Source organism: Spirosoma utsteinense (genome assembly GCF_014282275.1).
Classification (GTDB): domain Bacteria; phylum Bacteroidota; class Bacteroidia; order Cytophagales; family Spirosomataceae; genus Spirosoma; species Spirosoma utsteinense.
In genome coordinates this window covers 1-26,464 of record NZ_VFIA01000040.1, presented here as the reverse complement: position 1 = coordinate 26,464, position 26,464 = coordinate 1, and the positions used below count along the sequence as shown (strand labels likewise).

Here is a 26,464-nt window from a genome sequence, read left to right as displayed (position 1 = left end):
GATTTGTAACTGCTTCATCAAATAATCCGCTCCCGGAGTGCCTTGGCAACGGCCTCGGTACCGCATTGCACATGCAGTTTTTGGTATATATTTTTCAGGTGTCGACGAACGGTTTCTACCGAAATAGTACACCGAAGCCCAATCATTCGGTAGGTATATCCTTGTGTCAGTAGTTGCAGAATTTGACGTTCCCGGTCGGTGATGCCGTAGGTTTCCCGTTTGGAAGGAGGGGCCTGCATGAATGTTTTCAGAACGCGCCGAGCAATCCCGGGCGACATCGGCCCACCCCCTTCTGCCACTTCACTCAACGCACTCAGCAGGCGGACAGACGTGTCTTTTTTGAGCAGATACCCATTAGCTCCGTTGCTAAGGCAGTTAAACAGGCGGTCGTCGTCGTCGAAGACGGTGTGCATCAGTACCCGGATGTCCACATTCGCTTCTTTCAATAAGCGAACGCATTCGATACCATCCCGGCCCGGCATATCAATGTCCATCAGCACCACGTCGGGATGGTCACGGCGAACCTGCTCTTCTACCTGCTGTCCGTTACCGTAGGCCCCTACTACCGAGAAGCCCTCCGCCCCGCCTATGAGCAACTGAAGCAGAGAACGAAGCTCGTCATTGTCTTCGTAGATAGAGACCGTTGTCATAATCCGCCGGGGGATGAATGATTGATACACGACTTATGTGGTAACAAAGGAATCTCTTTGGTTTTCGATTGTCAATAACCCTTTCAGGTCAGGACGATAGCGGAAACGAAAGTCGGAGCCTGGTGCCCTGCCCCGGTATGGAGTCAATCGTTAGTTCTCCACGCAGTTTTGTTGCCCGGCTTTGCATGTTACGCACCCCATTCCGGGACGTTTCGGCGGCAGGATCAAAACCAATGCCATTGTCCTCTACGACTAAGTGCAGACACTGGTGATCGCGGCTAATGGTTACCTGCGCCTGGGTAGCATGGGCGTGCTTCACCAGGTTGTTGACGGCTTCTTTAGCAATAAGGTAAAAATCCTGCCGCTTTTCCATGGGTAGCGTCAGCCGTTCAATGCCGTCGGGAATCGTAATTTCATAGGCAATTCCCGACGCTTCGAATAACTCAGCCGTGTAGCGATTCATGCGGGCAATCAGGCTGCTCAGTTCATCGTTGTGCGGATTTATGCTCCATACGATGTCGTCCAGGGAACTGCTCACCTGGCGGGCTTCGGTCACGATACGCTCGACCATCGATCCGGAGGGATGGTCGAGCGGGAGGTTTTGCTTAATCATCGTACCCAGAATACCAATGCCGCTCAGCGATGAGCCAATTTCATCATGCAGATCTGCCGAGATCCGGTTACGAATCCGCTGAACACCCAGCAGTTGATTGACCCGGTAGCGGTATAACCCGTAAAGCAAACCGACGGTCAGCAAAGAAACGAACACCCGGAACCACCAGGTTTCATAATAAGCCGGTAATACGCTGATGGACAGCCGAAGCGGCTGCTGGCTCCAGTTGCCAAAAGAATCAGCTGCTTTCAGGTTGAGCGTATAGCTACCGGGACCCAGATTGGTATAATAAGCCCGGTGGTTCAGGCCACTGTAATTCCAGCGGCTGTCTAACCCGTCCAGAAAGTAGGCGTACCGAACATTGGGCAGATGGCTGTATGTCAGCGCAGCAAAGTCGACACTAAAGGCGTTGTCGGAGCGAAGCAGTTGGATAGGGCGTGTCAGATCGACAGTTCGTTCCTGTTCATGGACCTGAAACGAACTGACAACTACTTTAGGCACCGGGAAACGATGGTTCAAAGCCTGTACATTCACGTAGTTCAGCCCGTTTTGCTGACCAATAAATAAGTCTGTACCCCGATGAATGTAGAGCGAATACGTCGTATTGTTCTGACTCAGTCCATCACTGGTGGTTAGGCGTAGAAGTCGATCCGAAGCTGGCTTATAGGCATGAAGTCCCTCGAAGTTACCAATCCAGATCGTCCCGTTTTTGTCCTCGGCCAGGCGACGGTTCTCCCGGTCGAACAGGCCGTTGCGGGCGGTCAGCAGGGTAAGGAGTTTACCGTCGGGACGGCTCTCGGTAACACTCCCCCACCGGGCTGCCCATAGGTGCCCGTTTCGGCTGATGAGTAAGCTATTTGTGGCCAGGTCATCGGGAAATTTGTTTGGTTGAATCGGGTCGTTCATCCGGATAAACTCATGCGTTGATTCGTGGATGTAGTAAGGGCCCTTGTAAGTACCTACGTAGATACGGCCGTTCCGATCCATTTTCAAATCCGTCAGAAAGTTGTTATTCTGATGCAGTTTCCTGATAACCGGATCAGACCAATAGGTAATATTCTTCCCCGTACGGATATCCAGTACCCGCAGGCCTTCGTCGTTGTTGCCCACCCAAAGCCGGTGTTGTTTGTCGATCAAGCCGTGGTCGACAAAGGGGACTGAAAACAGCGTACCGGCCCGTTTAGCACCAGGGTTTGTTACGAATCGATTGCGCCGGGTGTTATACACGAACACCCCGTCACCTTTATAATCCCACCGCCGAAGGCCAATCCAGAGCTGCCCGTCGCCCGGTTGCTCAATCCACATGGTCTCCGGCCTGTTGCTCGGGTAGCGAATCAGCGTGAACTGATTGGTGGGGCGGTGCCAGCGCACCAGCCCCGTATGAGACAACCCCAGCCAGAAGGTTTGCCCGGTCGTATCCTGCCGGTCGGCGGTGATGACATTGACCTGAACCGGCTGGTGAACTAAACCAGGGGGCAAACTCACGGTCCGGATCAGGTTATCCTGCGGGTTATATTTCAACAGGCCGTCCGATGTGCCGACCCACACCAACCCACTACCGGCATCCCGGTACAGGACATGAACATAAAACGGGTCGGGCTTACTCCCCGTCAGCCGGAAAAATCGTTGCTGCTCGGGGCGAAACACAAGTAAACCCCGCTCGTCGCCGATCCAAAACAGTCGCCGACCGTTTTCATCCTGGCCCTCCTGAACACAGGTAACCCAGTTTTGTGCCTCGGGTGTTTTGAAGAACTTGAACTGACCAGTTTGGGGGTCAACGCGCAGAAGACCTTTACCATAGGTACCGATCCATAAAACCCCGTCAGAATCCAGACACCCCCGGCTCAGGTAGAGTTGAAAACGGCGCTCAGGGTCGGGACAGTCCCGGCCCAGCACACAAACGAATCGGTTAGTGCGGGGATCAAGGCGAAGTAACCCGTTATCACTCCCAAACGCCCAGATCGTATGCTGTTTATCTTCCAGAAATCCGTGCGTCTTAACCCCCAGGAACGTAGTTCGTGGGAGCGGATAAAGCTGAACAGCACCCGTGTGCAAGTCAATTTTCCCGATACCATTCAGAGTACTGAACCAGCCATTTCCCCGGGAGTCGGCATACAGATAGCCCGTCGTTTGGGGCGTATTCGGAACGGGTGCCAATTGAAGGGTTTTGGGGTCAATACGGCAGATTCCCTGCCGGTCGCTTGCTACCCACATCCGGTTCGCCGAGTCGGTGGTCATACCAGTGATCAGGTACGTTTCCGGGAATAGGAACGAGCGGAATGTAAAGCCGTCGTAACGGGTTGGACACCGGCGCGTACCAAACCACATAAACCCCTGCTTGTCTTTGGCAATACTGTAGACCGCACTACCAGGCAGACCGTCTTTAACCGACAGGTGGTCGAAGATCATAGTAGGCGGCTGTGCGTAAAGTCCGACGGGTAACACGGAAAACAGGATAAACCAGCGGAGCCTGTTAATTCGTATTTTTTTGTTCATGAGCATGTCAACCTCAACCACAGAGGTTGGCCGTTAGAAAGTTAAGCGTTTTCAGTAATGCTCACTACTCTTTATTACCACTTTATATATGGGTGAAAAGGGTTATTGTATCGAAGACCGTCAATTATGACTTTTGACAGATCATTTAGCGAAGGACGATGGCTTCGCTGGCCTCAAACACCCCGGTTCTGACACTAGAAACCAACCTTTTATTTATCATGAAAACGCTGTTAACGGGCTTCCTTCTTATGATCGGCATTGCCCAGCAAAACTGCCGGAATAAAACCGATGCTTCGGCCAGTACCACCCCTACGCCCAGTACTACGGTAGAGTCTGCGGTAGGGTTTTGTGTAAAAGGGCGGTTTTTATATGATCCCTGTAATAATAAAGTCACCTTACGGGGTGTCAACAAGATGAACATCTGGACCGACCGAACGGGTAGTTCGTTTCCTGAGATTGCCCAAACCGGGGCCAACTGCGTCCGTATTGTCTGGAAAGCACTGGAAGATAATGGTCAGCCAACCAAAGCCGCTGACCTTGACGCCCTGATTACGGCTTGTGTCGCCCAGCAAATGATTCCAATGGTCGAAGCCCACGATGCCACCGGCAACTGGAGTATGCTGGGCCAGATGGTTAACTTCTGGAAACGGGCCGACATTGTAACCGTCATTAAAAAGCACCAAAAATACCTGCTCCTCAATATTGCCAACGAGTGTGGCGACGACCAGGTGACCGACCTTCAGTTTACGGATGGCTACAGCGATGCCGTGCAGCAGTTGCGACAGGCGGGTATCCATACACCCCTGGTTATCGATGGCACCGATTATGGCAAGAACCTGGAACAACTGGTGCGGGTGGGACCGGGCCTGATGCAAGCTGACCCGGATAAGAACCTGCTTTTTTCGGTACATACCTATTGGCCAATTGAATACGGAGCCACTCCTGAGTTTATAAAAGACCAGTTCAGTAAGGCCGTGAATACCGGTTTACCTTTCATTATAGGCGAGTTCGCGGGATACGGAGCCTATGCTGGTGGCGCCAGTATGTGCAGCGACCAAGGCCGGGTCGATTACCAGACCATCGTTTCTGAAGCCCAGCGACTCGACATTGGCTGGCTGGCCTGGGAGTGGGGACCGGGCAACGTGGGCGGGGGCGATTCACTCTGTGTTGTGATGGACATGACTACCAATAGTAAGCTAAACACCCTCAAAGGCTGGGGTAAGGACGTGGCCCTGACCAACGCAGCCAGCATTCAAAAAACGGCAGTCCGGGCACCTTTTCTGGTCAACAATCGGGTGTGCAAATAGAGGCCCTTCATTCGGTTACCGGTTGCTCAATGGGTGAAAAGGGTTATGGACATAGATCCAGCGTGTGAAGAACTTTGAGGTGTCAAATCAGCACCCATACGTATAACTCAGGTGAATTTATAGATAGACGTTGATACATCAACTCACAAGCTAATTATCTGACCATCAATAGTATAACAGCAACAGTAAACGAATTAACCGGTTAACATCGTGATGAAAAATAACAACCGATACGCGCACCTGCTATTCAGCCTGCTGGCCCTGTTCAGCCTTAGTCTGGCCCCGGCCGGCCCGACCGATGTCGTAGGGTCCTGGCGTATGGTTGCCCACCGGGTAGCGCCCGCACAAGATGGTATTACGGATATCTATACCCATTTCAAAGACCTGTATGGCGGGTGCAGTGACGATATGGGCCTACTACTCAACGCAGATGGGTCGCTGAAAATGACCCCTGTAAAGGGTTGCCAGAACCCATTGGGCAACTTAATCATGAAAATGGCTTCCAAATTCATGCCATCGGGCAAATCATCGTGGGAAGCTACCGCCGGCAAAATCGTGCTGCAGGATGGAAAAGGCCAACGCCGGGAATACGACCTGCAACTGAGCGGCACTGAAATGCAGTGGGGTTTTAACGAAACCAGTAAGCAGACAACGGTTCGGCACACGGTTGTCTATAAACGCGACTAGCCCCCTACCCAACTATCAAACTGGACCACCATGAATCAGTATCATCTTCTGCTCCTGAGTCTACTACTGGGCGCTTCGACAGGCCAAGCTCAACCGGCTGTTGCGGTAAATAGTACACAGAACCCTGCCGGGCCAGTACCAACGGAGGCCGCTCCATCCAAGCCAAAAGCCACTCAATCGCCTGTTTATTTCAAAGCTTACGGATTCTACAGCTTACTGACACCGGGGGGAGATTTAAACTACAGCTATTCACAAACGCAATCCACGACACCCACTATCTATAAAGCAACGGACAAAAGTCTGGGTGCTGGTCCACGGGCGGGTGTCGGGCTTGGCTTCATCGTCAGCGACTTTATTAATCTGGGTATCGATGCCGACATTCTCTTTGGAACACCCCTGACGATTGACAATACTTTTTTTTCCGGCAATAGTAGATATACCACGTCTAGAACCACTACGCTAAAAGTCCTGTCGATAACGCCTAACATCACCTTTAAAGCCCTTTCACGGCCAGCTTACTACCTCTATAACCGATTAGGGCTGGTAGGAGGTGTTATACTGGATTATGAGATAACAGGAAACGAGTTGGAAACTCCCGCCAGAGGAGCCGTCAATACGACCGTCTCCAATGATAAGTATACCAAAAACTCCCTGGCATTGGGCTATCAGGTAGCCTTCGGTATTCAGTTTCGGTTGAGCCAACGTCTGCGGGGCTTTGCAGAAGTAGTGGCTTATAATCAATCCTTTAAACCACAGGAAATCAAAAGCACCTATACCACCACAAAGAGCGGTGATGCTACAACGCAGCGTTCAGTCACCTTGTACAAAGAGCAGGGTGACTTCAATAAATCTGATCCGTACGAACAGCCAAGTTTCAATGTAGCCATCAATAGTATAGGCGTAGGAGCGGGTCTGGCATTCCGGTTTTAACCACTGCCCAGTAAGGTTATGGGCTTCCGAATCCCAGGCCCGGGTTATAAAAAATCAACTTATGGCTAACTCCCATAAATCAATGAACCTGTTATGAAGCAATCCCTCATTCTACTGATTAACCTGCTGGTACAGGTTGTGGCTCTGGCTCAGCCAGCCACCTCTGTAAACACAGCCAGCCAGTCGACAACCGGACCCGTAATGTCGGAAACCGCTCCGCGCCAGCCAAAAGCTACTGAGTCTCCAGTCTACATAAAGCTATATGGACTTTATGGCTTGCTCACACCAGGGGTGCAGATTAGCCACAGCGAGTTACAAAGCCCGGATGGCACCGTGTTTATTTTTAAAACGGCCAACAAAGGTATAGGAGCTGGTCCACGGGCGGGTGCCGGACTTGGCTTCATCGTCAGTGACTTTATTAACCTGGGTATCGATGCCGACGTCCTTTTTGGAACAGCCCTAGAGGTTGACGATAACTATGGAAGTGACTCTTATACCTATACCAACTCCACAACCACTACGCTGAAAGTCCTCTCAATCATACCGAACATCACCTTTAAAGCCTTGTCGCGACCCGCCTACTACATTTATAATCGACTGGGGCTGGTGGGAGGAATCGTACTGGATTATAAGATCATCAACAATGGACTGGGGTTGTATGATTTTGGCTTAACGGCAACGGATATGGCCACGACTAACTATACAAAAAACACATTGGCGCTTGGTTATCAGGCGGCTTTGGGAATTCAGTTTCGGTTGAGCCAACGTCTGCGGGGCTTTGCAGAAGTAGTGGCTTATAATCAATCCTTTAAACCAAAAAGACTTGAAGTTAGTAGCACCAACACATTTGGAGAAGATATAACGACAAATTTCGCGACCATAGAGCTTACGGATCAGGGTAGCAATGTGAGCGCTACCAGCACCCAAACGGGGCAACTGCAGCGTTTTAACGTAGCGATGAATAGTGTGGGGGTGGGCGTTGGTTTATCATTCCGGTTTTAAACCCTGCCTGCTATGCCCCACCCCTACTACGCCCTGCCACTTCGCCTGGATGAAGTGCTCCAGCATCGTCAGCATCCAACGTGCTCACTGCCCCAGTCCATTGCCCAGAATTTGTACCTGATGCTGACGACGCACTTCGCCGAGTCGCGGTTCGATGCCTCGTTCGGCTGCAGTTTGTGGGACGAGGATTTCTCCAACCAGACTAATAGCCGCTGGAAAGAAGACATCCGGCAGTCAATTGAAACCTCGGTTGCTGCCCACGAAAAACGACTGGTTCAGGTGCGGGTACGCGTCGATCTGGTCGATCAGGAAATACAGCTCAGCCGCACCAACAGACGGGTGAAACGGCGATTGAGCGTCTGGATCGATGGCTTATTGATGCGTACCAACGAACCGTTTTCGTTTCAGCGCAGTCTGTTTCTGGCTCCCCTATCAACGGAATAAACCATGGCTACTCCTGATCTTGTTTCGGACGGTTTCGCCCGCGAGCGCGTCAAAACCCGGATGCTGCGCCGGGCAGCCGACCTGTGGGGCTATGCCGAAGCCGACCTGGACAGCTTCGATCCGCTGGTGTCGCTGCTGATCGAAGCCTGCTCCGTGGAGTTCGAGCGGGTGTCGGTTGAAATTGGCAACACCCAGGCCCGGCTACTCGACCGGCTGGCACAGGTGTTGCATCCTGAACCCGATGTGGCCCGACCGGCTTTTGGTGTTGCACAGGTGCGGCCCATAGAAACGCTCGCTACCCTACCCGACACCACACAGCTAACGTATAAGAGGACCGTTAGCATCCGTACGGACCAGGCGGGCACCGTAGAAACGTATTTTTCGCCCATCGACGCCTATCCGGTTGTTGACGGAGCCGTCCGGTATATTGCTACCACCGATACGCTGTACCGGGTCGACGATGCTACCCAGAAAACACCCATTGCGCAGCGTCAGGGAGGCCCGGCGGTTGAGCCCTATCAGTCGCTTTGGCTGGGTCTGGAACTGGCCGAAGATCTGCCGTCGCTGGAAGGGGTATCGTTCTTTTTCGACTGGCCAGCCGAAGTGGTTCGGGTTGATTATCAGTTGTTGCCCGCCCGTAGCGCCTGGTGGCTGGGTGGTCAGGCCCTACAGGTTCGGTCAGGCTTGTTCCCTGGAGCGAGACCTACCCGGGCCGAATCGCCGTTGGATAGTGCGTTCAATGTAATGAACAAGGTAGAAAAACAGGCGTTAATGGCCTATGAGCGGCATTTCGTTACAGTTCAAACGGCACCCGCTTTCCAGTCGCCCGGCCTGCAACGGCAACCATACCCGGCCCCGGCAGGACAGTGGTTCAACGAACGGGATCTGCGTGCCCTGAAAGAGCCACTATGGTGGATCGAGCTGCACTTGCCACACACGGTCAGTGCGCAGGCGCTGGCAGGCGTAAGCGTAAACATCAACTGTTTTCCAGTCATAAACCGGCGGCTGCACCGGATCACGTACCGGCTTCAGCAAAACCTGAATATCATTCCACTCGAAACTGAACGCTGTTTTCTGGCCATGCGAGACGTAAGAACAAGTCAGAATCGCCAATTGACAGCCATTCCGCTCGGGAACCTTTCCGATCTGGGTGCCGACACGTATACTGTACAATACGGAGTCAGCCGTTTCGATGACCGCGATGCCCGGCAGACACTCATCAATTTACAGGACCTGGTGCGCGACGAGAGCGCTTCGTTTGCGGCCCTGGGCGAAGATTTTCTGACATCAGTAATTCGGGAACTGAACCAGGCGCTGGCACGGCTCGAAGCGAAGGTTGATCAAAAGACCCGGAAGCGGGATACCATTCCTTACCTGATCATCAAGCCTAAACAACCAGGCGATACGGTTTTTATCGAGTACTGGACATGCGATGGCGAAGCCGCTAACCGAATACCGGCTGGGGGCCGGCTTAGTCCTTATTCCGATAACACGCTCCGCAAGGACTCTGGTTTTCTGATGATGACCACCACCGGCGGCCGCGAACGGCCAAAAGAGTCGGAGAAGATAACGCAGTATAAACGGGCATTGCTGACCCGCAACCGGATCGTCACCCTGGAAGATGTGCGGGCCGTGTGTGAGGCAGAACTGGGAAGACACCTACGGTCGGTGCTTGTCGAACGGACGTTTCGGGTAGACTCGCTACCAACCAATGGGTTTCAGCGGTGCATCCGGGTGAGTTTGCAGCCATCGCCAACCAGTAGCTACACCCCCGCCGACTGGCAACAACAAGCCCGATTGCTGCAAATCAATCTCGAAGCTCAGTCGGTAGCCGCGTTGCCTTTTGAGATAGTCTTGAGTGAAGAGTTTTGAACCAGTTAGCCAGCTATATCGAACGCCTGAACCACCTGCCGGTCGACCTGCGGGCCGAGGTAGTAGTGGCTGATATGCTCGACGATGGTCTGTTGCCCGACGACCTGATTCTGAATCCGGTGGGGGCTTTCAAACGGGCCTTCGGGCGCGACATCAGCCGGGTCGATTGGATAGAGGCCACCCATAAGTCGCAGCAGTGGCTGCGGATCGACCTCAACCGCGCGGGCCTGTATGACCTGCTACCGGAGGGTGTCTTTCATCAGCCAACAACGAATGAAGCGTTGGCCGATAAAGAGGATACGCTGCGCGAAATGGCTATTCAGCACGAACGCGAAGGGACTGCGCGACGGTTTTTTCTGCCTTTCGAGCAGGAGTTTTTCAGGCAGCGCATCCAGATTGAGCGGGAGCAGCGTGCCTTTCTGTTCGGGGTAGATTCGGGCCAGCCCAACAATCTGTTGGACTGGTTCTGGAACCTGCCCGATTTTCTGACCCGGACTCAGATCAAACGCCTGCTTTATCTGCTGCCGGTAATTCACCAGATGGCCGGCAACCCGACGGCGATGGAAGCCTGCTTTGGACAACTGATCGATGAGCGCGTAGCACTACACGACGACGGGCCGACGGGCGACTATGTTCAAACCAATACCCCAGGACTGGGACAGTGGGAACTGGGCGACGATTCGGTGTTCGATGGCTGGCTGTACGACGGGGAGCCGGTGCTGAGGGTCGTTGTGTACATCGACCGTGCCGACCGACTAACGGAGTACCTGCCGGGTGGCAACGGGCAGCAACTGATAACATGGCTGGCGAGGTATCTGATCCCCCTGGATGCTGGCATTCGCCTGGACCTGGATACATCGGCCCTGGACAATACATTCTTATTGACTACCGACGTCGCCTTTGGGCGACTGGATTATACAACGTGTTTATGACAGATGCCCTCACTGCGATGACCCTACCTCAACTCACCTACCAGCCCGTCAACTGGATCGACGGCATGAAGATCGCCCGTCGGCATTTTACCGAGTGGGAAAACTTTATGCACGACCAGCTGCGCGATAGCAATGCGCTGGGTTTATCGCGGTATCGATACGGCATCTTACCTGCCGACAATGCCCTCGACGTGCAGATTCAGTGCGACTTTAACCAGCAGATCCGGGTGCAGCTTCGGAGTTGCCGGGCCATCAGCCCCCACGGTGCCCGGATCGAGTATACGTCTACCACCGATTCGCTCACCTGCACCACCTCGTTTTCTGCGCTGGCTGAGACCTACGGGCTGCAAACCGGCAAACCCCAAACCTTCGACGTGGTGTTGACCGTTGATCCGTTTACCCGGATACCAACTGGCGAACCAATCCTGACCGAAACGCCACCACGTCATCCCAGCACCCGGGCCGAGTACCGGCTCGATGTGGTGCCATCGGCCCAGATACGCCCCGGTGAACTCAGCTATCAGTTGATCGTTGGGCGGGTTAAATACGGTAACGGCGAGGTGCAGGCCGACGCCGACTACCTGCCTGCCTGCACATCGGTATACAGTCTGCCCCGGCTCCGGCAATGGCATCAGCAATTCGGCAAACACCTTGAATCGCTGGAAACAAATGCCTATAAAATTATGCAGCGCACCAGGGAACGGGACCCTAAGAATGCGCTCCAGAGCAGCACCCTGCTGATGGCCGAACGGATAGCCTTTATCCTGGGCGATGTAAGCACCCGCTTTAGCTGGATCATTCCCTACGAGCCGCCCGTTCAGATGGCCGAACTGCTGTTGCGTCCTATACAGGCTGTTCGGGTGGTGATGACCATGCTCAGTGGCCGCGAGCGCGAAGAGTTCATTGGCTACATAAGCGAGTGGGCCGACCTGACGCCGGGTGCGCTGGAAGCCCAACTGAATGCCACGCTCCAACTGCCTTACCAACATACCGAACTGACCCTGTTGCTCACCGAACTGGACACGTTTTACCGTACCCTGTCGAACGTATTTTATAAACTGGCGCAACTGGATTTTATCGGCAAGCGCAAAGGACAGAACGTATTTATCATCGAACACGAAGTAAAGGAAACCCCACCCGAAAAGCCCCGTTCGCGCTGGAGCCCGCTGGGATAAGTATGAGTAGTGAACGATCGAATGGCGAACGTGTGGCAATCAATGACTATTTGTTTTAACCTTTTCCTGTAAGAAATGGAACCGCTGAACCAACCCGAACGAAAACGGGCTATTGGCCGATTCATGGGCGTCTACTGCCTCTCGCTGAGCATCCCCTTGCTGGCGGTTTACCTGCTGTTCAGCGCGCCTAATTACGTGCTGAAACAGGAAAACGCCCGGCTTACCGAAACGCTCGCCGAACAGACCCAGAAACTGAAAAAGCCCATGGACGGGGTAACGTCCGACCTTATCACGCTCCAAACCACCGACCAGGCTTACCTGAAAGCGACGGACATTGAAAAAGGAAGCCTGAAAACGCAGCTTTCAAGTCTCGAAAGTGGTCTGCAACGACAGGTAAATGGACTTAAAGCAGATACCGCCCAGCTACAGCCGCTCAACAAAAATCTATCGCACGACATTATTGGGGCCTACGATGCCGTGCTTACGTACCGCAACAGCATCAGCTACCTGCGTGAACTGCTGGACAAAAAAGGGATCGATGCCAGTCAGGTTGACAAATTAACGGCGGCTCTTGTCCAGACCCGGCAGGAGAACGAAATGCTGAAGATTATGGCAGCCGGAGCCGCAGCCAGATCGGGGACAGCACCGACTGTTACCCCGGCCACTGGGGGTGGACCCAATTACCTGGCCCAGTTTCAGGAGTGTACAGGGAAGTTAACGACTGCCCAAACCCGTATTACGCAACTCCAGGATCAGCTTAAGGCGGCTGGTAGCGTCCCGGCCACATCGGCATCGGTGCCAGCGACGGCTGGCGTGTCGCGTGCCGATGTGGAAATGGATGTAGTTGACCGCTGCGAGAAGAAAGCCGACGCCACCAACCGGCCGCCCCTCTGGCGACGTCCGCTCTACGAATTTGCGATGGAAACACTCGAAAAAAACACACGACCCGACGCCAGACAGCGTATTGCCACCATCAATGATAAACTGCGCCGGTTAGGTTCCGACTGATCCGTAAACCCATAAAACGAATGGCCTACACCGAAGCCGTTAAACGAGCGATCCAGATTGCTCAGGCGCTCTCCAAAGAATACCAAAATGAGCTGTTTACCCCAGCGCACCTGCTCATGGGTCTGCTGCACAACGAGGTCGGCCTGGGCTCGTGGCTAGCTATGATCGGGCAGGATGTGCCCTACCTGCGCGAGTGGGCCGAAGTACGGCTCGAAGCTAGTCCCAAAGCCAGTCGGCTGTCGCCCAACCCGCCGGGCGATGAGCAGGTAAAATCGGCGATGGAACTGGCCGATCTGGTGGCTATGCAATTGAATAAAACACAGACTGATCCCGTTTGTGTGCTGATCGCCCTGCTTAAACCCGGCGTGGCATTCAGCGCCGAACAACTGCGGAGCCTACCCCTGACGCAGGTTGACCTCATGCATGCCGCCCTGGCCGACAGCGACGTGGAAACGGCCATTTCGCCCGATAGCAAAGCAGCTGGTCAGCCAGCAGCCAGTCAGGCGGGCGTAGCCGGGCAGGCGCTGCTGCGCTATTGTGTAGACAAAACGGCTATGGCGGCCGAGGGACGGCTGGATCCCATTCTGGGCCGCGACCGCGAGGTACGGATGATGACCGAAACGCTGGGCCGGCGCACCAAACCCAACGTTATTCTGGTGGGGGAACCCGGCGTTGGCAAAACAGCCCTGGCCGATGGATTTGCCTTAAATATCGTGGCCGGGCAGGTGCCCAATCACCTGCAAAATGCCCGGCTACTCGAACTGGACTTAGGCGCATTGGTGGCGGGGGCTTCCTATAAAGGTGAGGTGGAAGACCGGCTGAAAAGTATCCTAAAAGAGCTGAAGCAGGACGCGAAAATCATCCTGTTTATCGACGAGATCCACCAACTGCTCGACAGCCGGGGCCCACTCGGCACGGGCGTCGCCAATCTGCTTAAACCCGAACTGGCCAAAGGGAATCTGACCGTGATCGGGGCCACGACCCTGGACGAATACCGCAAATACATTGAGACCGACGAAGCGTTCAGCCGCCGGTTCGATGTGTTGCGCGTCGAAGAACCCGACGTGGAAACGGCCATCCGAATGGTTCAGCGGCTGGTGCCTTTCTATGAAAAACACCACCAGCTCAGCGTGGGGGCCGATGCGGTAGCAGAAGCCGTAGGGCTGGCCAAACGGTACAGTCGCAACCGCCGACTACCCGATGCGGCCATCGACCTGCTTGACCGGACGCTGTCGGCGGTGCGCATGATCAGCGAACGCACACCCGCCGAAGTCGCCCAACTGTCGGAACAACTGGATCAGCTAACCGTCAACACCCACCGGGCTGATACGCTGCGCGATTTGCGGTATCTGCATCAGGAACTGGAGAACAAGATTAGTCCGATTCTGCTGGCCAGTCTGGCGGCCGATTCAGTGCCCGATGAGGAGCCGGTAACCGACCCCTTTGCTTCGGCACCCGCGCTGGCCGATCACATTCGTCAAACGCTCAATCGCCTGACCAACCTGAATGCGACCGAAAAAACGGGCGTAGACCGCCACGATGTGGCTGCCGTGATCTCCCACAAAACGGGTATTCCGCTGGGTAAGATCCAGCGTCAGGAGCGCGACAAATTACTGAACATCATGGATGTACTGAAGCAGCGCGTCATTGGTCAGGACCATGCCGTGAAAGCCGTAGCCGACGCCATTCTGGAGGCCCGCTCCGGCCTGACCAAAGCCGGTCAGCCCATCGGTTCATTCTTTCTGCTCGGTCCCACCGGCACCGGAAAAACCGAACTGGCCAAGTCGCTGGCCGACTTCCTCTTCAACGACGAGTCATTTCTGATCAGGTTCGATATGTCGGAATTCAAGGAAGAACACTCGGCGGCCCTGCTTTATGGTGCCCCTCCCGGCTACGTGGGCTACGAAGAGGGCGGATTGCTGGTGAATAAAATTCGCGAGAAGCCGTACTCAGTAGTGCTCTTCGACGAGATCGAAAAAGCGCACCCCTCCGTGTTCGACATCTTCCTGCAAATTCTCGACGAAGGCCGCCTGCACGACCGGCTGGGCAAGGAGGGTGACTTCTCGGACGCGGTGGTGCTGTTCACCTCCAACATCGGTAGTCAGCTGGTGATCGAACGTTTTGGCGAAGGCCAGATCCCGACTACGGCGGAGCTGATGGAATCCATGAGCCGCCACTTTAGGCCCGAGTTTCTGGCCCGTCTGACCGAGATTGTCCCCTTTGCGCCCATCTCGCAGGAAAACGCCGTGCGCATCTTCGAGTTGCACCTGCGCGGCCTGACCGACCAGCTTCAGAAACAGGGTATCTCCCTGGAACTTAGCCCGGCGGCCCGGCGGCATCTGGCCCTGTCTGGCTTTACACCCCAGTACGGTGCCCGCCAGCTCAAGGGTGTCATCCGCAATCAGCTCCGGCGACCCATCTCGCGGATGATCGTAGCTGGCGAGGTAAGCAAAGGGTCGGTGGTATCGGTGGATTCGCCTGACGGTCAGCAGTTAACGTGGGAGTATCAGCATCAGGAGGCCGGCCTGCAACCCGTAGACGTCCTATAGCTATGGCAATGGTACACATCTACGACGGTAATTCGTCGACCAGGTTAGGCATCGATAATTCGGTAGCTAACGGGGCTGATGCCCGCAGCGAAGACCGCATCAGGAAGCCCGTGAAGACGTTCAGCGAGATGCGCCATGCCCTCGACGACCTGCTCGCGGCCAATACGTCGGTCGATCGGCTATTGATCGAAACCCACGGCTCACCTGGGACAATTGGGATTGGTTGCCAGGCTATCAACTATACCATGGTAGATACCTGGTTCGGCAATCGGGGCTACGAGCGACTGTTTCCGAGTGGTGCCCGCATTGTGTTTAACGGCTGCAATGTGGGGGAAGGTCCCGACGGCTGGCGATTCCTGGAAGCGTTTGGCAGCGCCTTCCTGAAATTGAATGGCGGTCAGGTAACGGCCTGGACGTCAGCGGGGTTTTCCAGCCCCTTCAATGGCCACGTCGTGCATTTGTGGGGCGACGCCCGTGGCTTGATCCTCGCTCCTGGCGGCACAATCACCGAACGACTCGAAGCGTAACAAATCTGAATTACTATGGGAGCCTGCACAGGTTTAGGGGTCTGCAAAGGGTTGCAGACAGTTGAAGGAAACAAGCCCTGCCCGGCGGTACGGACACTGACGCAGGTACTGCTTGACAACGTCTCGCTGCTGACTGAAACGTATGTGGAGGTGAACGGGAAACCACTGCCCCGGCTCCAGTGGAAAAAAGATGGCACACTCAATCGGCACGATGCGGGGCTGGCTCTGGACCTGATTCTGTTTGCCGACAGGGCTAGTGAACAGCAACTGGCCAATGAAATCATCGAAGCTTTTCTGGAGTGTCGCCCGGAGATGCAGTGGTACAGTGTCATCTATATGAATTTTCAGTACGACCGCCATGGCAACCGAAGTCCTTATACGGAGAGCGACCTGCACCGGACCCACATTCATATCGACTGGCTGAATTATAGCTTATACGAGCAGACGGGTAAAACCAGCATTCCCTGGCCCCCTGAAGCTTACCGAACGGGCTTTACGGATATCCTGACGGAGCGACTTAACCGGACTTATAGTCAGTGGTAACGAGGATACGGCTCTGATTTATCACGAAGCGCAACAACATACTAATCAACTCATCTATAACGACTTATAAATATGGGACGCGTTACGTATGACGTACCTCTGGTCACTCAGGGCAATAATCCGATTTGCTGGGTGCCGTGCATGGCGATGGTGTCCAGCGAACGGTTAGGCTATTCACTGGGCGTGGGTCATTTTACTAACGGATATGACCCCAGTAATTCGAGTATTCCTAACCCGGCTCACGGCATGGGTGATTTTTATAACCGGCTCGATCAATGCGGATTCACATCGATCAGGATAAATGCTGTTGCCGGCGATGTAGAGGATGTTTTGAGGGAATACGGCCCTTTCATCCTGACCCACTAGTGTCAGGGGTTTCCTTACGGACCTGGCTGGGTTCCACCCAATGATCCGAAGGCCGTCCATGCGATTGTCATTGCGGGAATCGATAGTGCAATCAACAGCGGAACCTGCTGGATAAATAACCCATGGGGCAACAAAGACTGGCCCGTACCAACCTCGGCTGTGACAACGGCCATCGCCAAAATAGGTGGTACAAGGATGATTGCCTACTACCGGCGATAAGATCGGAGATGGTAGATAGTCAGCCACGGTCCTAAAAGTAGCGAAAACCCTACCTGTAAATTTTTGTACCCATGCCGCAACCAGCCGCCCGATTGATGGATATGCACGTTTGCCCAATGCAAACACCCGCCATTGTACCCATTCCACACGTGGGCGGGCCAATCATGGGGCCGGGTATGCCCAACGTACTTATTGGTGGCCAGCCGGCCGCAACCGTGGGGGATATGTGCGTGTGCGTAGGGCCGCCCGACATGATTGCGCAGGGGTCGGTTACGGTGCTGATCGGCGGTAAACCGGCAGCCCGTATGGGCGATATGACCGCCCACGGTGGCAGCATTGTGGCTGGTTGCCCAACGGTACTGATCGGATAAGCACAAGCACGCCTAATTTATTGATTTACAAACCTTTATTTAATCAACCAAAACTATGTTCGACTACGGAATCGGTGGGCAGGAGCGCAAGCTCGATGTCAACGAGAGCATCGTTGATATCCCCCAGAACAAAACACTACTCGTTGAAAAACTAACGGCCGACCCCGCCCTGCGCCCCGACATTGTGGGTGGTCTGAAGACGGTTAGCGACGTCTTCGAGCACTTCCAGCCGCAGCAGGAGGTAGAGTTTGACACCGAAGAGGGGTCTTCAGTCAGCGAAACGCTACGCTTTCGGGCGTTGAGCGATTTTGGGCGGAAAGGCATCATCGCCCAGAGTACCTATCTCCAGGAACTGGACATGACTTACGAAGATCTTCAGCGCTATGTCAAGCAATTGAAGTCGAATAAAATCCTGAAAACGGTGCTCGAAAATCCGGACGCAAAAGCGGCTTATGTGGCGTCTATCGAAGCCATGATGCAGGAGCTGGAAGCAGCCAAAAGCTAGTTTGACATCTATTAACAGAATCAATCATGGAAACACAGGATAAACCCGCGGTAGCCGCTGAGAAAGCCGCCGAAATCAATCATCCCCTCTCGCTTGAAACCAGTAGCGCGAAACTGGCCCGCTACGGCGGCTTCGGTATCGTTGAAACAACGCTGGAAGGTGCCCAGAACCTTAACCCGGAGAAGAAAGCCCGGAAAAAGATTTTTCTGACCGAAACAGCCCGGCAGGCCGAACGCGATCAGCTACAGAAACGGCTGCAACTGATCCTTGACCTCATTAGAGGGACCGATACTGTGGCCGACCTGGTGCAGCAGGCGCAGACGAAGGCCGAAAGTGCCCAGACCCTCTTGAGCGAAAACCTCCGGCGCACCTTCGAGGCTACCCGTGATCTGGAACGTTCGTACCGCTCGGTAAACAACTTTTTTGCGAACACCGGTCAGGACAAGATTCGCAACATCAGCATCATGAATGCCGACGCCGACCAGTTGAGCGATCTCGACAACACGCTGTTTCTGGATGCTGTAAACGAAGAGTTTGCCAGCAACTACGACCGGCTCGACCTGCGGGACAACTACTCGATTCTGGTATTGCCGGGCTACCTGGGCTCGCGCAAAGTAGTGGACAAATGGGCGCGCGTAGCCTACAAGCATAAGGTGATGATGCTGACCGATTTCCAGCACCTGGATGCGCCCGACGATGTACTCGACCTGTTCGAGGCTGCCAACATGACCGGCAGTGACCCGTATCTGTCCAACGTGATGATGGCCTGCAACTGGCTCGTTGGGCGGGGTAAATACCAGGATGTAGGCGAAGAAGAGGACCTGCACGTACCCGCGTCCACTGCGCTGGCGGGCAAGGTCTACAGTACGCTGATGTCGCAGGTGACAGCGGGCCGGAAGTACGGTGCGCTCAACGACGTCGACGGGGTAGCGTTCCCGCTTAAGAAAAGCGAGATAGCCAGTCTGGAGAAACTGGGGCTGATTCCGATGGTAGCCGAATACGGAAAGGTGATGCCCTTTTCGGCCAAGACGCTCTTCAACGGTGACAACATCGGCCTGCAAACGTACTCCGTCGTTCGGGTGTTCGACTACATTACCAAGGTGCTGATCGACTTCCTCAACCGTCGGGCGTTCGAGAACTTCAACGTCAACACGCGCATGGATATTCAGAAGCAGATTGTGCGCTTTCTGGACAACATCACGGGGCCGGGCAAGCTTATCGAGAAGTTCAAGATTCTACGTTTCGAGCAGGACCCCAAGCAGAAAGACCGCATTTTCCTGGACATCCATATGGTGCCCTACTTCCCGGCGAAGTCGTTCCTGATCAAGCTCGACGGACAGAAAGGTGACGATCCGGATTCGGCGGAGTGGAAATCGGATTACGCCCAGCAGTAAGTGATACGTTGACCTCATTTTAATTTTCTATTCCAAATGGGCTGGAACACGAGAACAACCGACTGGCAGGTGTGCGGACTGGGACAGGTTGGCTATGGCGCAGGCTATGCTGCCGGCACGTATTTGTGCTGCTTTTACAGTGCAACGGCCAGCGTGTCAGGATTATATCTGTTTAGCGGCATTGGCGCGGGCATTGGCGGAAACGCTTCAGGCGTTATAAATCCTGCCGATTACGGGGCGGTATCATCACCCTGGACCGCCCTGACAGACACGTTTCTCGTCTGTGGTGTGCGTGCCTTCAGCGGTAACGATCTGAATGGCGCTATGGGCCGGATAAGCTCGCTGGGCGTTGGGGGCTTTGGCGTGTCATATGGGGTTACCTATATCACAGCCATACCACCCTGGGGATCGTCGGAGGCCTACTTCTACTCCCAAAATATTGGGGGACTTGGTTTTGGACCGGGCGGGGGCGTTGGCGGACAGACCATTTCCGGCACCTGGGGCTTTGCGGCCACAACCAATTTACAACCCTGGTAAATGGCCTCGTTTCGTTCCGAACTTACTGTCGATGGCAACACCTACCCGGTGCGGCAACTGTGGCTGGATATTACCCAGGCCATCGATGCCGTAGGGCGGCCAGCCTCGGCAACGCGGGGTGGCAAAATCAGGCTCGAACTGGATGTGGTGGAAGACGATACGCTCAGTGAGTGGATGGCCGACCCGCATAAAACGCTGGGAGGAAGTGTCCGGTATTATCGTACCGACGGAGACGCGACGCTGAAAGAACTCAAGTTCGAGGACGCCTACTGTGTCGAATACATCGAGCAGTTCGACGGCACGCAGTCGGCGCAGCCCATGACCACCACCCTAACGATTTCGGCCCGGAAACTGAAGATCGGTGAGGCTTCCATCGAAAACAACTGGCCGTGAGCCGACACCGGCTGAGAAAAATGTAGCCGACTAGCAAACCAAAAAGATGGCGTCGTTCAGTGCGGAGTTGAGTATTGATGGAAAGCTATTCCCTGTGCTGACGGTCTCCTACGGCCTGTATCAGATAACCGACGACACAGGCAAGCCCAGTTCGGGGGTACGGACGTATCTGATCAAGCTGCGGTTATCGGGCAGTGACGACGAAACACTGACCAGCTGGGCCGTGGACGCTCAGAAACGACTCGATGGAAAAATTACCTTTTTCCGAATCGATGAGCAATCGAAATTCAAGGAACTGTCGTTTGAGCAGGCTTACTGCGTGGAATATACCGAGCGGGTAGATCCTGCCGACACCACCAGTCAGGTACTGCCCGGCTCCTTCATCATTGAGATTGGTATTAGTCCGGCGGTGCTTAAGATCGGGGAAACGAAGCATGATAACCAGTGGCGGTAAAAAAGACCGATTATGGCACGACAGATAACCGTTCAGATCGAACTCGAAGGTGGCAGGGAACTGAAACACTACACGTATCTACGGATCGATCAGCACCTCAATACGCACCATTCCTTTGAAATAGGGGTGCCATTCTCGGTGCTGGAAGATGCGTCGGAACACTTTTTTCACCAGGCCCACCAGGACGTTTGCGGCAAAACGATCATGCTGTCGTTTAGCCCGGCCAATGATAATGATTCATTCGATTATGCCTTCAAAGGTATCGTCACGGAAATTACACTTATGAACACGTCCGACCTGTCGAACGGATTCCGGCTAAAGGGCTACAGCCCTACCATTATATTGGAAGACAGCCGGGTACGGCGAACGTTTCTGCAAAAATCAGTGCAGCGAATCGCCGAAGCGGTGCTTGATCCGTATCCGAGCAACCTGCTGCGCCGACAACTCAAGCCCCGCAGCTCGGCCGACATCCGCTACACGGTTCAGTACGATGAAACGAACTTCGAGTTTCTCAACCGTCTGACGGCCGAACACGGAGAGTGGTTTTATTACGATGGGCGCGAGTTGCGACTGGGTCCACCTGACTCGGGCAGCGCGGTCGATTTTCCGGTGGATGGCATTCAGCTTTTTTCCCTGTCCATTGGCCTGCAACCCACGCAACAGACCCTGACGGCTCATGACTACCGGCAACCGACTCAGTACATCAGTCAGTCATCGGGCCAGTCGGTGAGTGGGTTAGGACAGCTGGCCAGTTTCGCCCTGCAAAAGTCGGAAGAGGTCTACGCTCAGGCGAGTGAGCGGGTGTCGCCGTGGCCCCTCTATGGGCAAAGCGAGCTGGATGAAGTAGCCAAAACAAAGAAATCGGTCAGTGCAACGGGCCTGCTCACCTTTAGCGGAAGTGGCGAGGTACCTAACCTGCTGGTGGGCACAGTGATCGACGTGCAGGGCATGGTGGTGAAACGCGACAAGCCCTCGAAAGAAAGTTTCGGTAAGTATCGTATTGTCGACATCAGCCACGAGGTCGACGGGAGCGGTAACTACCAGAATCAGTTTCGGGCCGTGCCCGAATCGGCTACCTACCCGCCCCCCAATCCGAACTACCGCCCGCCGGTTGCCCAACCCGAACTGGGCAAAGTCTGCGATAATGATGACCCAGACAAGCTGGGACGGGTGAAGGTAGAGTTTATGTGGGCGGGCTCCGAAAAAGAGTCGGATTGGATGCGGGTCAGTTCGGTCTACACGGGGGCCGGGGAGGGTAGTCTGTTCGTACCCGAGCGTGATGCCCACGTAATGGTGGGCTACGAAGCCACCCGGCCCGAAAGCCCCTACGTGATCGGTAGCCTGTACCCGAACCTGTCGGGTGTCGACCACACCTATAAGAACAATAACCGGAAGATGATCCAGACCAAGGGCGGCAATCAGCTCCTGTTTATGGAAGACGGCGGCAGTGAGCAGATTCTGATCACCAACGTCAATCACGCTGATACAGTGATGATACTGGACTTTTCCGGCAACGGTACGATCACGCTGAAAACACCCGGTAAGGTCGAGGTGGAAGGCGACACCATTCACCTGAAAGCCCAGGGTGACCTAACGCTGGAAGCTGGAAATGAATTAGTGCTGAAAGCCAGGACCAAAACCACCCTCAAAGGCGGCACGAGTGTAGAAGTAGACGCCCCTGAGGTAAAGATCAACGCCGATGTGGATGCGGAGTTAAAATCGACGGCATCACTAAAGCTGAAAGGAGCTATGGTGTCGCTCAACGGCGATGCAATGGTGGAGGTACAGGCTGCGCTGATCAAGCTGAATTAACACCGAACACCCTTATAAATCTAATGTCACACTTTAAACTTAATAAGCCATGTCTTCATTTGGTGCCACATTAAAAGTTGATGATCAGGAGTACGATGTAATGAGCTGTAACTATTCCTTTGGTCAATCTACCGACGATAAAGGACGGCCTGCCTCAAACGTGCAGGGCGGCAATATTTTTGTGCAGATTGCCGCTAACGATCAGGATTCATTGCTAGGCTGGATGGTGGACCCCTACAAGAAAACCAACGGGACAATCATCTTCAAACGGATCGACCAGGATTCGACGTTTAAGGAAGTGCAATTCGAGGATGGGTATTGTGTAGGCTATTCGGAGAGTTTCAACTCGACCAACAGCAGTGTTATGACACTGAGTCTGAATATCTCCGCCCGAAAAATTACGGTGGGCAGTGCCACGCACGAAAGCGTTTGGTAAGCAGGTACAAGCATGCGTAGACTGGGCTGGGCTGGGTGGCGAGAGCCCCTGAACCCGGCCCTTTCAGCTAGGTTCGGCGGGCAACGATCGTATCGTTATCGCTCAACCGGTTTAGGGTAAAGTCCAGCGCCGGGTCGCAGTAAACGGGGCGTTGCCACCAGGTGGTTTTTCTGGAAAACACCCAGCCAAACGGGCGGCCTGCGGCATCGGTATACTGAATAGGGCTGGCGGGTGTCCGTTCGTTGTAGTCGTTGATGAAGATCAGGAACAGGTCGCCCAATGTCATAGAAATTGGTGCTTTCGCCTTAAAATTCGTAAAGTTGGTATCGGTAGGGGTTTTCAGAAACTCAAACTGGATAACCAGAATCTTAGTCAGATCGAGCAAATCGAGGTCGGGCATATCGCCATTGACGGGGTAGTACCATTTCCGGTAATCGGCCGGTGGAATGTTCAGGTAGTATTGGTAAGCCTGCTGGACCAGGAGTGGTATCACGAACGGGATCAGGCTGGTTGCGAAGGGCCATCGGTCGGCCAGGTAGCCGGTTTGCCAGCAGATGACTAACACAACCACTACAGCTAACAGCAGGATCAGGCAGGTAGCCAGTACGCTCCGGCCAAACGAAGTGAACAGATCAGGAGCAAATCGGTTGCCAAGCCAGAGGTGCAGGCAGCCCATGCCTAATGCCAGCACCTGAACTAGTATATAATACTGCTGGAAATAACTACTGTCAACATTACCAGCAATGCCCAATGCGCCCAGTAGCAGACCAGCTACAAGCCCATAAAGAATTACCGGAGAGCGTTTTACGAGAGATAAAGTAGGCATCAGGCGTAAAAATTATTGGTTAAAGGTTTCGTTGACTGACGCAAAACCGGGGGCAACCTACTATAACAAACTTACATTCTTCAGTTCGTAAACTAAAAGCCCCAGCGATTTAAATGGCGATTTTGACTGCTAATCGTACAGCTTTATACCTACACTACAGTCAACCGATCAGACTTGTCGGTTTGTAACTGTAATACTACCCTACGCAAGCCTGTTTTGCAAACGAGTGATTTTCGCGGGAAGGTGTCTATCCTGAACTAGGTTGTCGATTTCTGGCGAAAATCTGACAACCTAGTTCAGAACAGACACCTCGAAAGACAAGCAAAGAACTTGCATTGCCTATATAATAGTCTCCCTTAGCCAAGTTAGTTAACAGCGCCCAAAACCTTTCTTCATGTGACATTATGGTGCTGCTACTACTTTGCCACTGGGACACATCCCAGAGTTGATTCAGGACGAGACGCTTTTTCAAACCGGGGCGGCCGGAGCGTTCAATACTCCATTTAGCCAATTCTTGGGCGAAGAAGCCATTGTACGATTAATCACCATAGACTTTTTGCAAAGGCCGGTGTCGTCAGTGGCTTTCCCTGTTTGGTCATTGCTTTGCATCTTGCCAGGCCGCTGGAGCGGTCGATGCAAAAATGACTTGACGCTCGGCCTTAACAATTTCCAAACACGTTCTTGATTTTTTACCGGCGTATACCATTATTTGGCCACCGTCGACGGTCAATTCAATTCCCGTGATAAAGCGGCTGGCTTCGGTAGCGAGGAAGGCAACCGCGTTTCCCATGTCTTCGGCCGTACCGACACGGCCAACCGGTATCTCGGTGGTCACCCGATCAACATAATCCTGTACCTGCCGCTCGGACATTCCCTGCTCGGTCCGGTACCCTTCGGTAGGAACTACCCCGGGGCTCAGGGCATTCACCTGAGTTTTACGGTCTTTTAAATCCGTGGTCCAGCTTCTGGCAAAGGAACGGACAGCGCCCTTCGTGGCCGCATACATTCCAAAGCCTTCAAGCCCCATATAAGCCGTGATGGAGGTATTCAGACTAATGGAGCTGCCGTCCTTTAGGATCGGTAACATCCCCCCGTAACCAGGGCTACTTATCCTGTTAATACTTGCGTTTCCATTTGATTCGTTCTAATCTGCTTTTTAAGGTGTCTGTTTACCACCAAAAATGTAGATCACCATTAATCATGGTTTTTAATGGAATCAAATCGAAACGTATACGAATCAAACTATACCGTTTGGCCTTCTTTGGCCCTGAACGACTTGGGAATGGCGCCAGTCATCTTTTTAAAATGGTTATTAAAGTAGGTCGGATATTGAAATCCAAGGGCGTACGCAATTTCAGCGATACTCCATTCCGTGTGTTGCAGCAAGGCCTTAGCTTCCGTTGTGATGCGTTCGGCAATATGAACGGTAGTGGGTTTTCCGGTAACTTCTTTAACGGATTTGTTCAGGTAGTTGACATGAACATTTAACTGCTGCGCAAATTCCTGGGCAGTCCTGATTTTGAGCGGTTCGTTGATGTTTTCAACCGGGAACTGCCGTTCCAATAATTCCAGAAACAGGAAGGCCACTCGGGATGCCGCGTTTTTGTAGGTCACTAAATGATCCTGCGGGTTCATTTTAAGTGCCTCCTGAATAAGGAGATGTAAATAACTGCGAACCAGATCGTTCTTATGGGCATAGTCTGATTCCTGTTCGGCAATGATCTTTTGGAAGATCATGATCAAAAACGCGGATTGTTGCTCATTAACCGCCACCACCGGCGAATTGGCCAGTTTGAACAAGGGGGATTCATGATGGCTGCCCGGACGGTCACTGAGATTTAAAAACTCTTCTGAAAACAGGCAGGCATACCCGCTCATAACCTCCGATTGGATATGAGAAGAATAAGGAATATGGGGATTGCCAAAATATAGAAACGTGCCATCTATATCAATACTGCGGTCGGCATACTGGAGCAACGTATGCCCGCTGCTCAGACAAACCTTGTAAAAATCCCGGCGGCCATAGATGGGGATCGGATGTACCCGGGTTTCTACCTCGTAGGCTTTAAAGCCCTTCAGTTGTAAATCACCAATTGGATAGGCTGCCAATTCAGCTACCTTTTCATTCATGTCGCAAAGTTAATAGAATCAAAGCTAGTAGTATAAAAAATGTGAACCTGATGGTATCCCAAATCTTAGGTCGATGATTTAGGCTTGATTTGATTATTATACGTTTCGGTTTGATTGTCTTTATAAACCGTTGGTTTTTCGCCAGACCTTTGTCCTAGTCAACGAAACAAAAAACGGTCGTGACGTAACCGTGGACTCTTCGTCTTTATTGCATGGTAACACTCGTCGTCTCATGCCGCTACTGTGGCAACCAAGATGCCGTTCGGCGCAAAGGGCTCAGCACCAA

At 53.5% G+C, this 26,464-nt stretch carries 26 protein-coding genes; 21 read left to right on the top strand and 5 right to left on the bottom strand.

Features of this window, described 5'->3' with window-relative positions:
• Window positions 1-17: 17 nt before the first annotated feature.
• Together FH603_RS22940 and FH603_RS22935 are read right to left on the bottom strand one after the other, a co-directional pair.
• Entirely contained in the window at window positions 18-650 is a 633-nt protein-coding gene (locus FH603_RS22940) for a response regulator (RefSeq protein ID WP_186740516.1), read from the bottom strand.
• Window positions 651-738: 88 nt separating this feature from the next.
• Window positions 739-3,672 carry a ligand-binding sensor domain-containing protein gene (locus FH603_RS22935; protein WP_186740514.1) on the bottom strand — a complete coding sequence of 978 codons (2,934 nt, stop codon included), beginning with the start codon at window positions 3,670-3,672 and terminating at the stop codon, window positions 739-741.
• Between the two features lie 305 nt (window positions 3,673-3,977).
• On the opposite strand from FH603_RS22935, the gene FH603_RS22930 reads away from it, so the two are divergent.
• From FH603_RS22930 to tssD (FH603_RS22830), 21 genes are all read left to right on the top strand, one after another.
• A complete protein-coding gene (locus tag FH603_RS22930) occupies window positions 3,978-5,066 on the top strand; it encodes a glycoside hydrolase family 5 protein (protein ID WP_186740512.1) in 1,089 nt (362 codons plus the stop codon).
• 213 nt (window positions 5,067-5,279) lie between these two features.
• Entirely contained in the window at window positions 5,280-5,753 is a 474-nt protein-coding gene (locus tag FH603_RS22925; RefSeq protein WP_186740510.1) for a hypothetical protein, read from the top strand.
• A gap of 30 nt (window positions 5,754-5,783) precedes the next feature.
• Window positions 5,784-6,683 (top strand): hypothetical protein, encoded by a 900-nt coding sequence (locus FH603_RS22920; RefSeq protein WP_186740508.1) that lies wholly within the window; start codon window positions 5,784-5,786, stop codon window positions 6,681-6,683.
• 93 nt (window positions 6,684-6,776) lie between these two features.
• Window positions 6,777-7,685: a hypothetical protein gene (locus FH603_RS22915; RefSeq protein WP_186740506.1), complete on the top strand. Its 909-nt coding sequence runs from the start codon at window positions 6,777-6,779 to the stop codon at window positions 7,683-7,685.
• Between the two features lie 12 nt (window positions 7,686-7,697).
• The gene (locus FH603_RS22910; protein ID WP_186740504.1) at window positions 7,698-8,129 is read left to right on the top strand and encodes a GPW/gp25 family protein; all 432 of its coding nucleotides are present in this window, start codon (window positions 7,698-7,700) and stop codon (window positions 8,127-8,129) included.
• A 3-nt stretch (window positions 8,130-8,132) separates the two neighbouring features.
• Window positions 8,133-10,001, top strand: coding sequence for a type VI secretion system baseplate subunit TssF (locus FH603_RS22905; RefSeq protein ID WP_186740494.1), 1,869 nt, complete (start codon window positions 8,133-8,135; stop codon window positions 9,999-10,001).
• Complete coding sequence (locus FH603_RS22900) at window positions 9,998-10,933, top strand: hypothetical protein (RefSeq protein ID WP_186740483.1); 936 nt, start codon at window positions 9,998-10,000, stop codon at window positions 10,931-10,933. Before FH603_RS22905 ends, FH603_RS22900 begins: the two co-directional genes overlap by 4 nt.
• Before the next feature lie 17 nt (window positions 10,934-10,950).
• On the top strand, window positions 10,951-12,108 hold the full coding sequence (locus tag FH603_RS22895) for a hypothetical protein (RefSeq protein ID WP_186740481.1): 1,158 nt from the start codon (window positions 10,951-10,953) through the stop codon (window positions 12,106-12,108).
• Between the two features lie 75 nt (window positions 12,109-12,183).
• Complete coding sequence (locus FH603_RS22890) at window positions 12,184-13,116, top strand: hypothetical protein (RefSeq protein WP_186740479.1); 933 nt, start codon at window positions 12,184-12,186, stop codon at window positions 13,114-13,116.
• Between the two features lie 20 nt (window positions 13,117-13,136).
• Entirely contained in the window at window positions 13,137-15,665 is a 2,529-nt protein-coding gene (locus FH603_RS22885; RefSeq protein WP_186740477.1) for an ATP-dependent Clp protease ATP-binding subunit, read from the top strand.
• A 2-nt stretch (window positions 15,666-15,667) separates the two neighbouring features.
• Complete coding sequence (locus tag FH603_RS22880) at window positions 15,668-16,192, top strand: DUF4347 domain-containing protein (protein ID WP_186740475.1); 525 nt, start codon at window positions 15,668-15,670, stop codon at window positions 16,190-16,192.
• A gap of 15 nt (window positions 16,193-16,207) precedes the next feature.
• The gene (locus FH603_RS22875) at window positions 16,208-16,735 is read left to right on the top strand and encodes a hypothetical protein (protein ID WP_186740473.1); all 528 of its coding nucleotides are present in this window, start codon (window positions 16,208-16,210) and stop codon (window positions 16,733-16,735) included.
• 72 nt (window positions 16,736-16,807) lie between these two features.
• Window positions 16,808-17,101: a hypothetical protein gene (locus FH603_RS22870; protein ID WP_186740470.1), complete on the top strand. Its 294-nt coding sequence runs from the start codon at window positions 16,808-16,810 to the stop codon at window positions 17,099-17,101.
• Window positions 17,102-17,391: 290 nt separating this feature from the next.
• Window positions 17,392-17,691 (top strand): PAAR domain-containing protein, encoded by a 300-nt coding sequence (locus FH603_RS22865; protein WP_186740468.1) that lies wholly within the window; start codon window positions 17,392-17,394, stop codon window positions 17,689-17,691.
• Between the two features lie 55 nt (window positions 17,692-17,746).
• Window positions 17,747-18,196 (top strand): hypothetical protein, encoded by a 450-nt coding sequence (locus tag FH603_RS22860; protein ID WP_186740457.1) that lies wholly within the window; start codon window positions 17,747-17,749, stop codon window positions 18,194-18,196.
• Between the two features lie 26 nt (window positions 18,197-18,222).
• Window positions 18,223-19,590 (top strand): DUF5458 family protein, encoded by a 1,368-nt coding sequence (locus FH603_RS22855; RefSeq protein WP_186740455.1) that lies wholly within the window; start codon window positions 18,223-18,225, stop codon window positions 19,588-19,590.
• A 36-nt stretch (window positions 19,591-19,626) separates the two neighbouring features.
• Window positions 19,627-20,127, top strand: coding sequence for a hypothetical protein (locus FH603_RS22850; protein WP_186740453.1), 501 nt, complete (start codon window positions 19,627-19,629; stop codon window positions 20,125-20,127).
• Window positions 20,128-20,520, top strand: coding sequence for a type VI secretion system tube protein TssD (tssD, locus tag FH603_RS22845; protein ID WP_186740450.1), 393 nt, complete (start codon window positions 20,128-20,130; stop codon window positions 20,518-20,520). It begins immediately after the preceding gene.
• A gap of 46 nt (window positions 20,521-20,566) precedes the next feature.
• Window positions 20,567-20,974: a type VI secretion system tube protein TssD gene (tssD, locus tag FH603_RS22840; RefSeq protein ID WP_186740448.1), complete on the top strand. Its 408-nt coding sequence runs from the start codon at window positions 20,567-20,569 to the stop codon at window positions 20,972-20,974.
• Between the two features lie 12 nt (window positions 20,975-20,986).
• The gene (locus tag FH603_RS22835) at window positions 20,987-22,786 is read left to right on the top strand and encodes a type VI secretion system Vgr family protein (RefSeq protein WP_186740445.1); all 1,800 of its coding nucleotides are present in this window, start codon (window positions 20,987-20,989) and stop codon (window positions 22,784-22,786) included.
• 49 nt (window positions 22,787-22,835) lie between these two features.
• On the top strand, window positions 22,836-23,222 hold the full coding sequence (gene tssD / locus FH603_RS22830; protein WP_186740443.1) for a type VI secretion system tube protein TssD: 387 nt from the start codon (window positions 22,836-22,838) through the stop codon (window positions 23,220-23,222).
• Window positions 23,223-23,289: 67 nt separating this feature from the next.
• Here the strand turns inward: tssD (FH603_RS22830) and FH603_RS22825 are convergent, their stop codons facing one another.
• From FH603_RS22825 to FH603_RS22815, 3 genes are all read right to left on the bottom strand, one after another.
• Entirely contained in the window at window positions 23,290-24,048 is a 759-nt protein-coding gene (locus FH603_RS22825) for a TssN family type VI secretion system protein (protein ID WP_186740441.1), read from the bottom strand.
• Window positions 24,049-24,643: 595 nt separating this feature from the next.
• Complete coding sequence (locus FH603_RS22820) at window positions 24,644-25,135, bottom strand: SDR family oxidoreductase (protein WP_186740439.1); 492 nt, start codon at window positions 25,133-25,135, stop codon at window positions 24,644-24,646.
• 155 nt (window positions 25,136-25,290) lie between these two features.
• A complete protein-coding gene (locus tag FH603_RS22815; protein WP_186740437.1) occupies window positions 25,291-26,178 on the bottom strand; it encodes a helix-turn-helix domain-containing protein in 888 nt (295 codons plus the stop codon).
• Window positions 26,179-26,464: the final 286 nt, after the last annotated feature.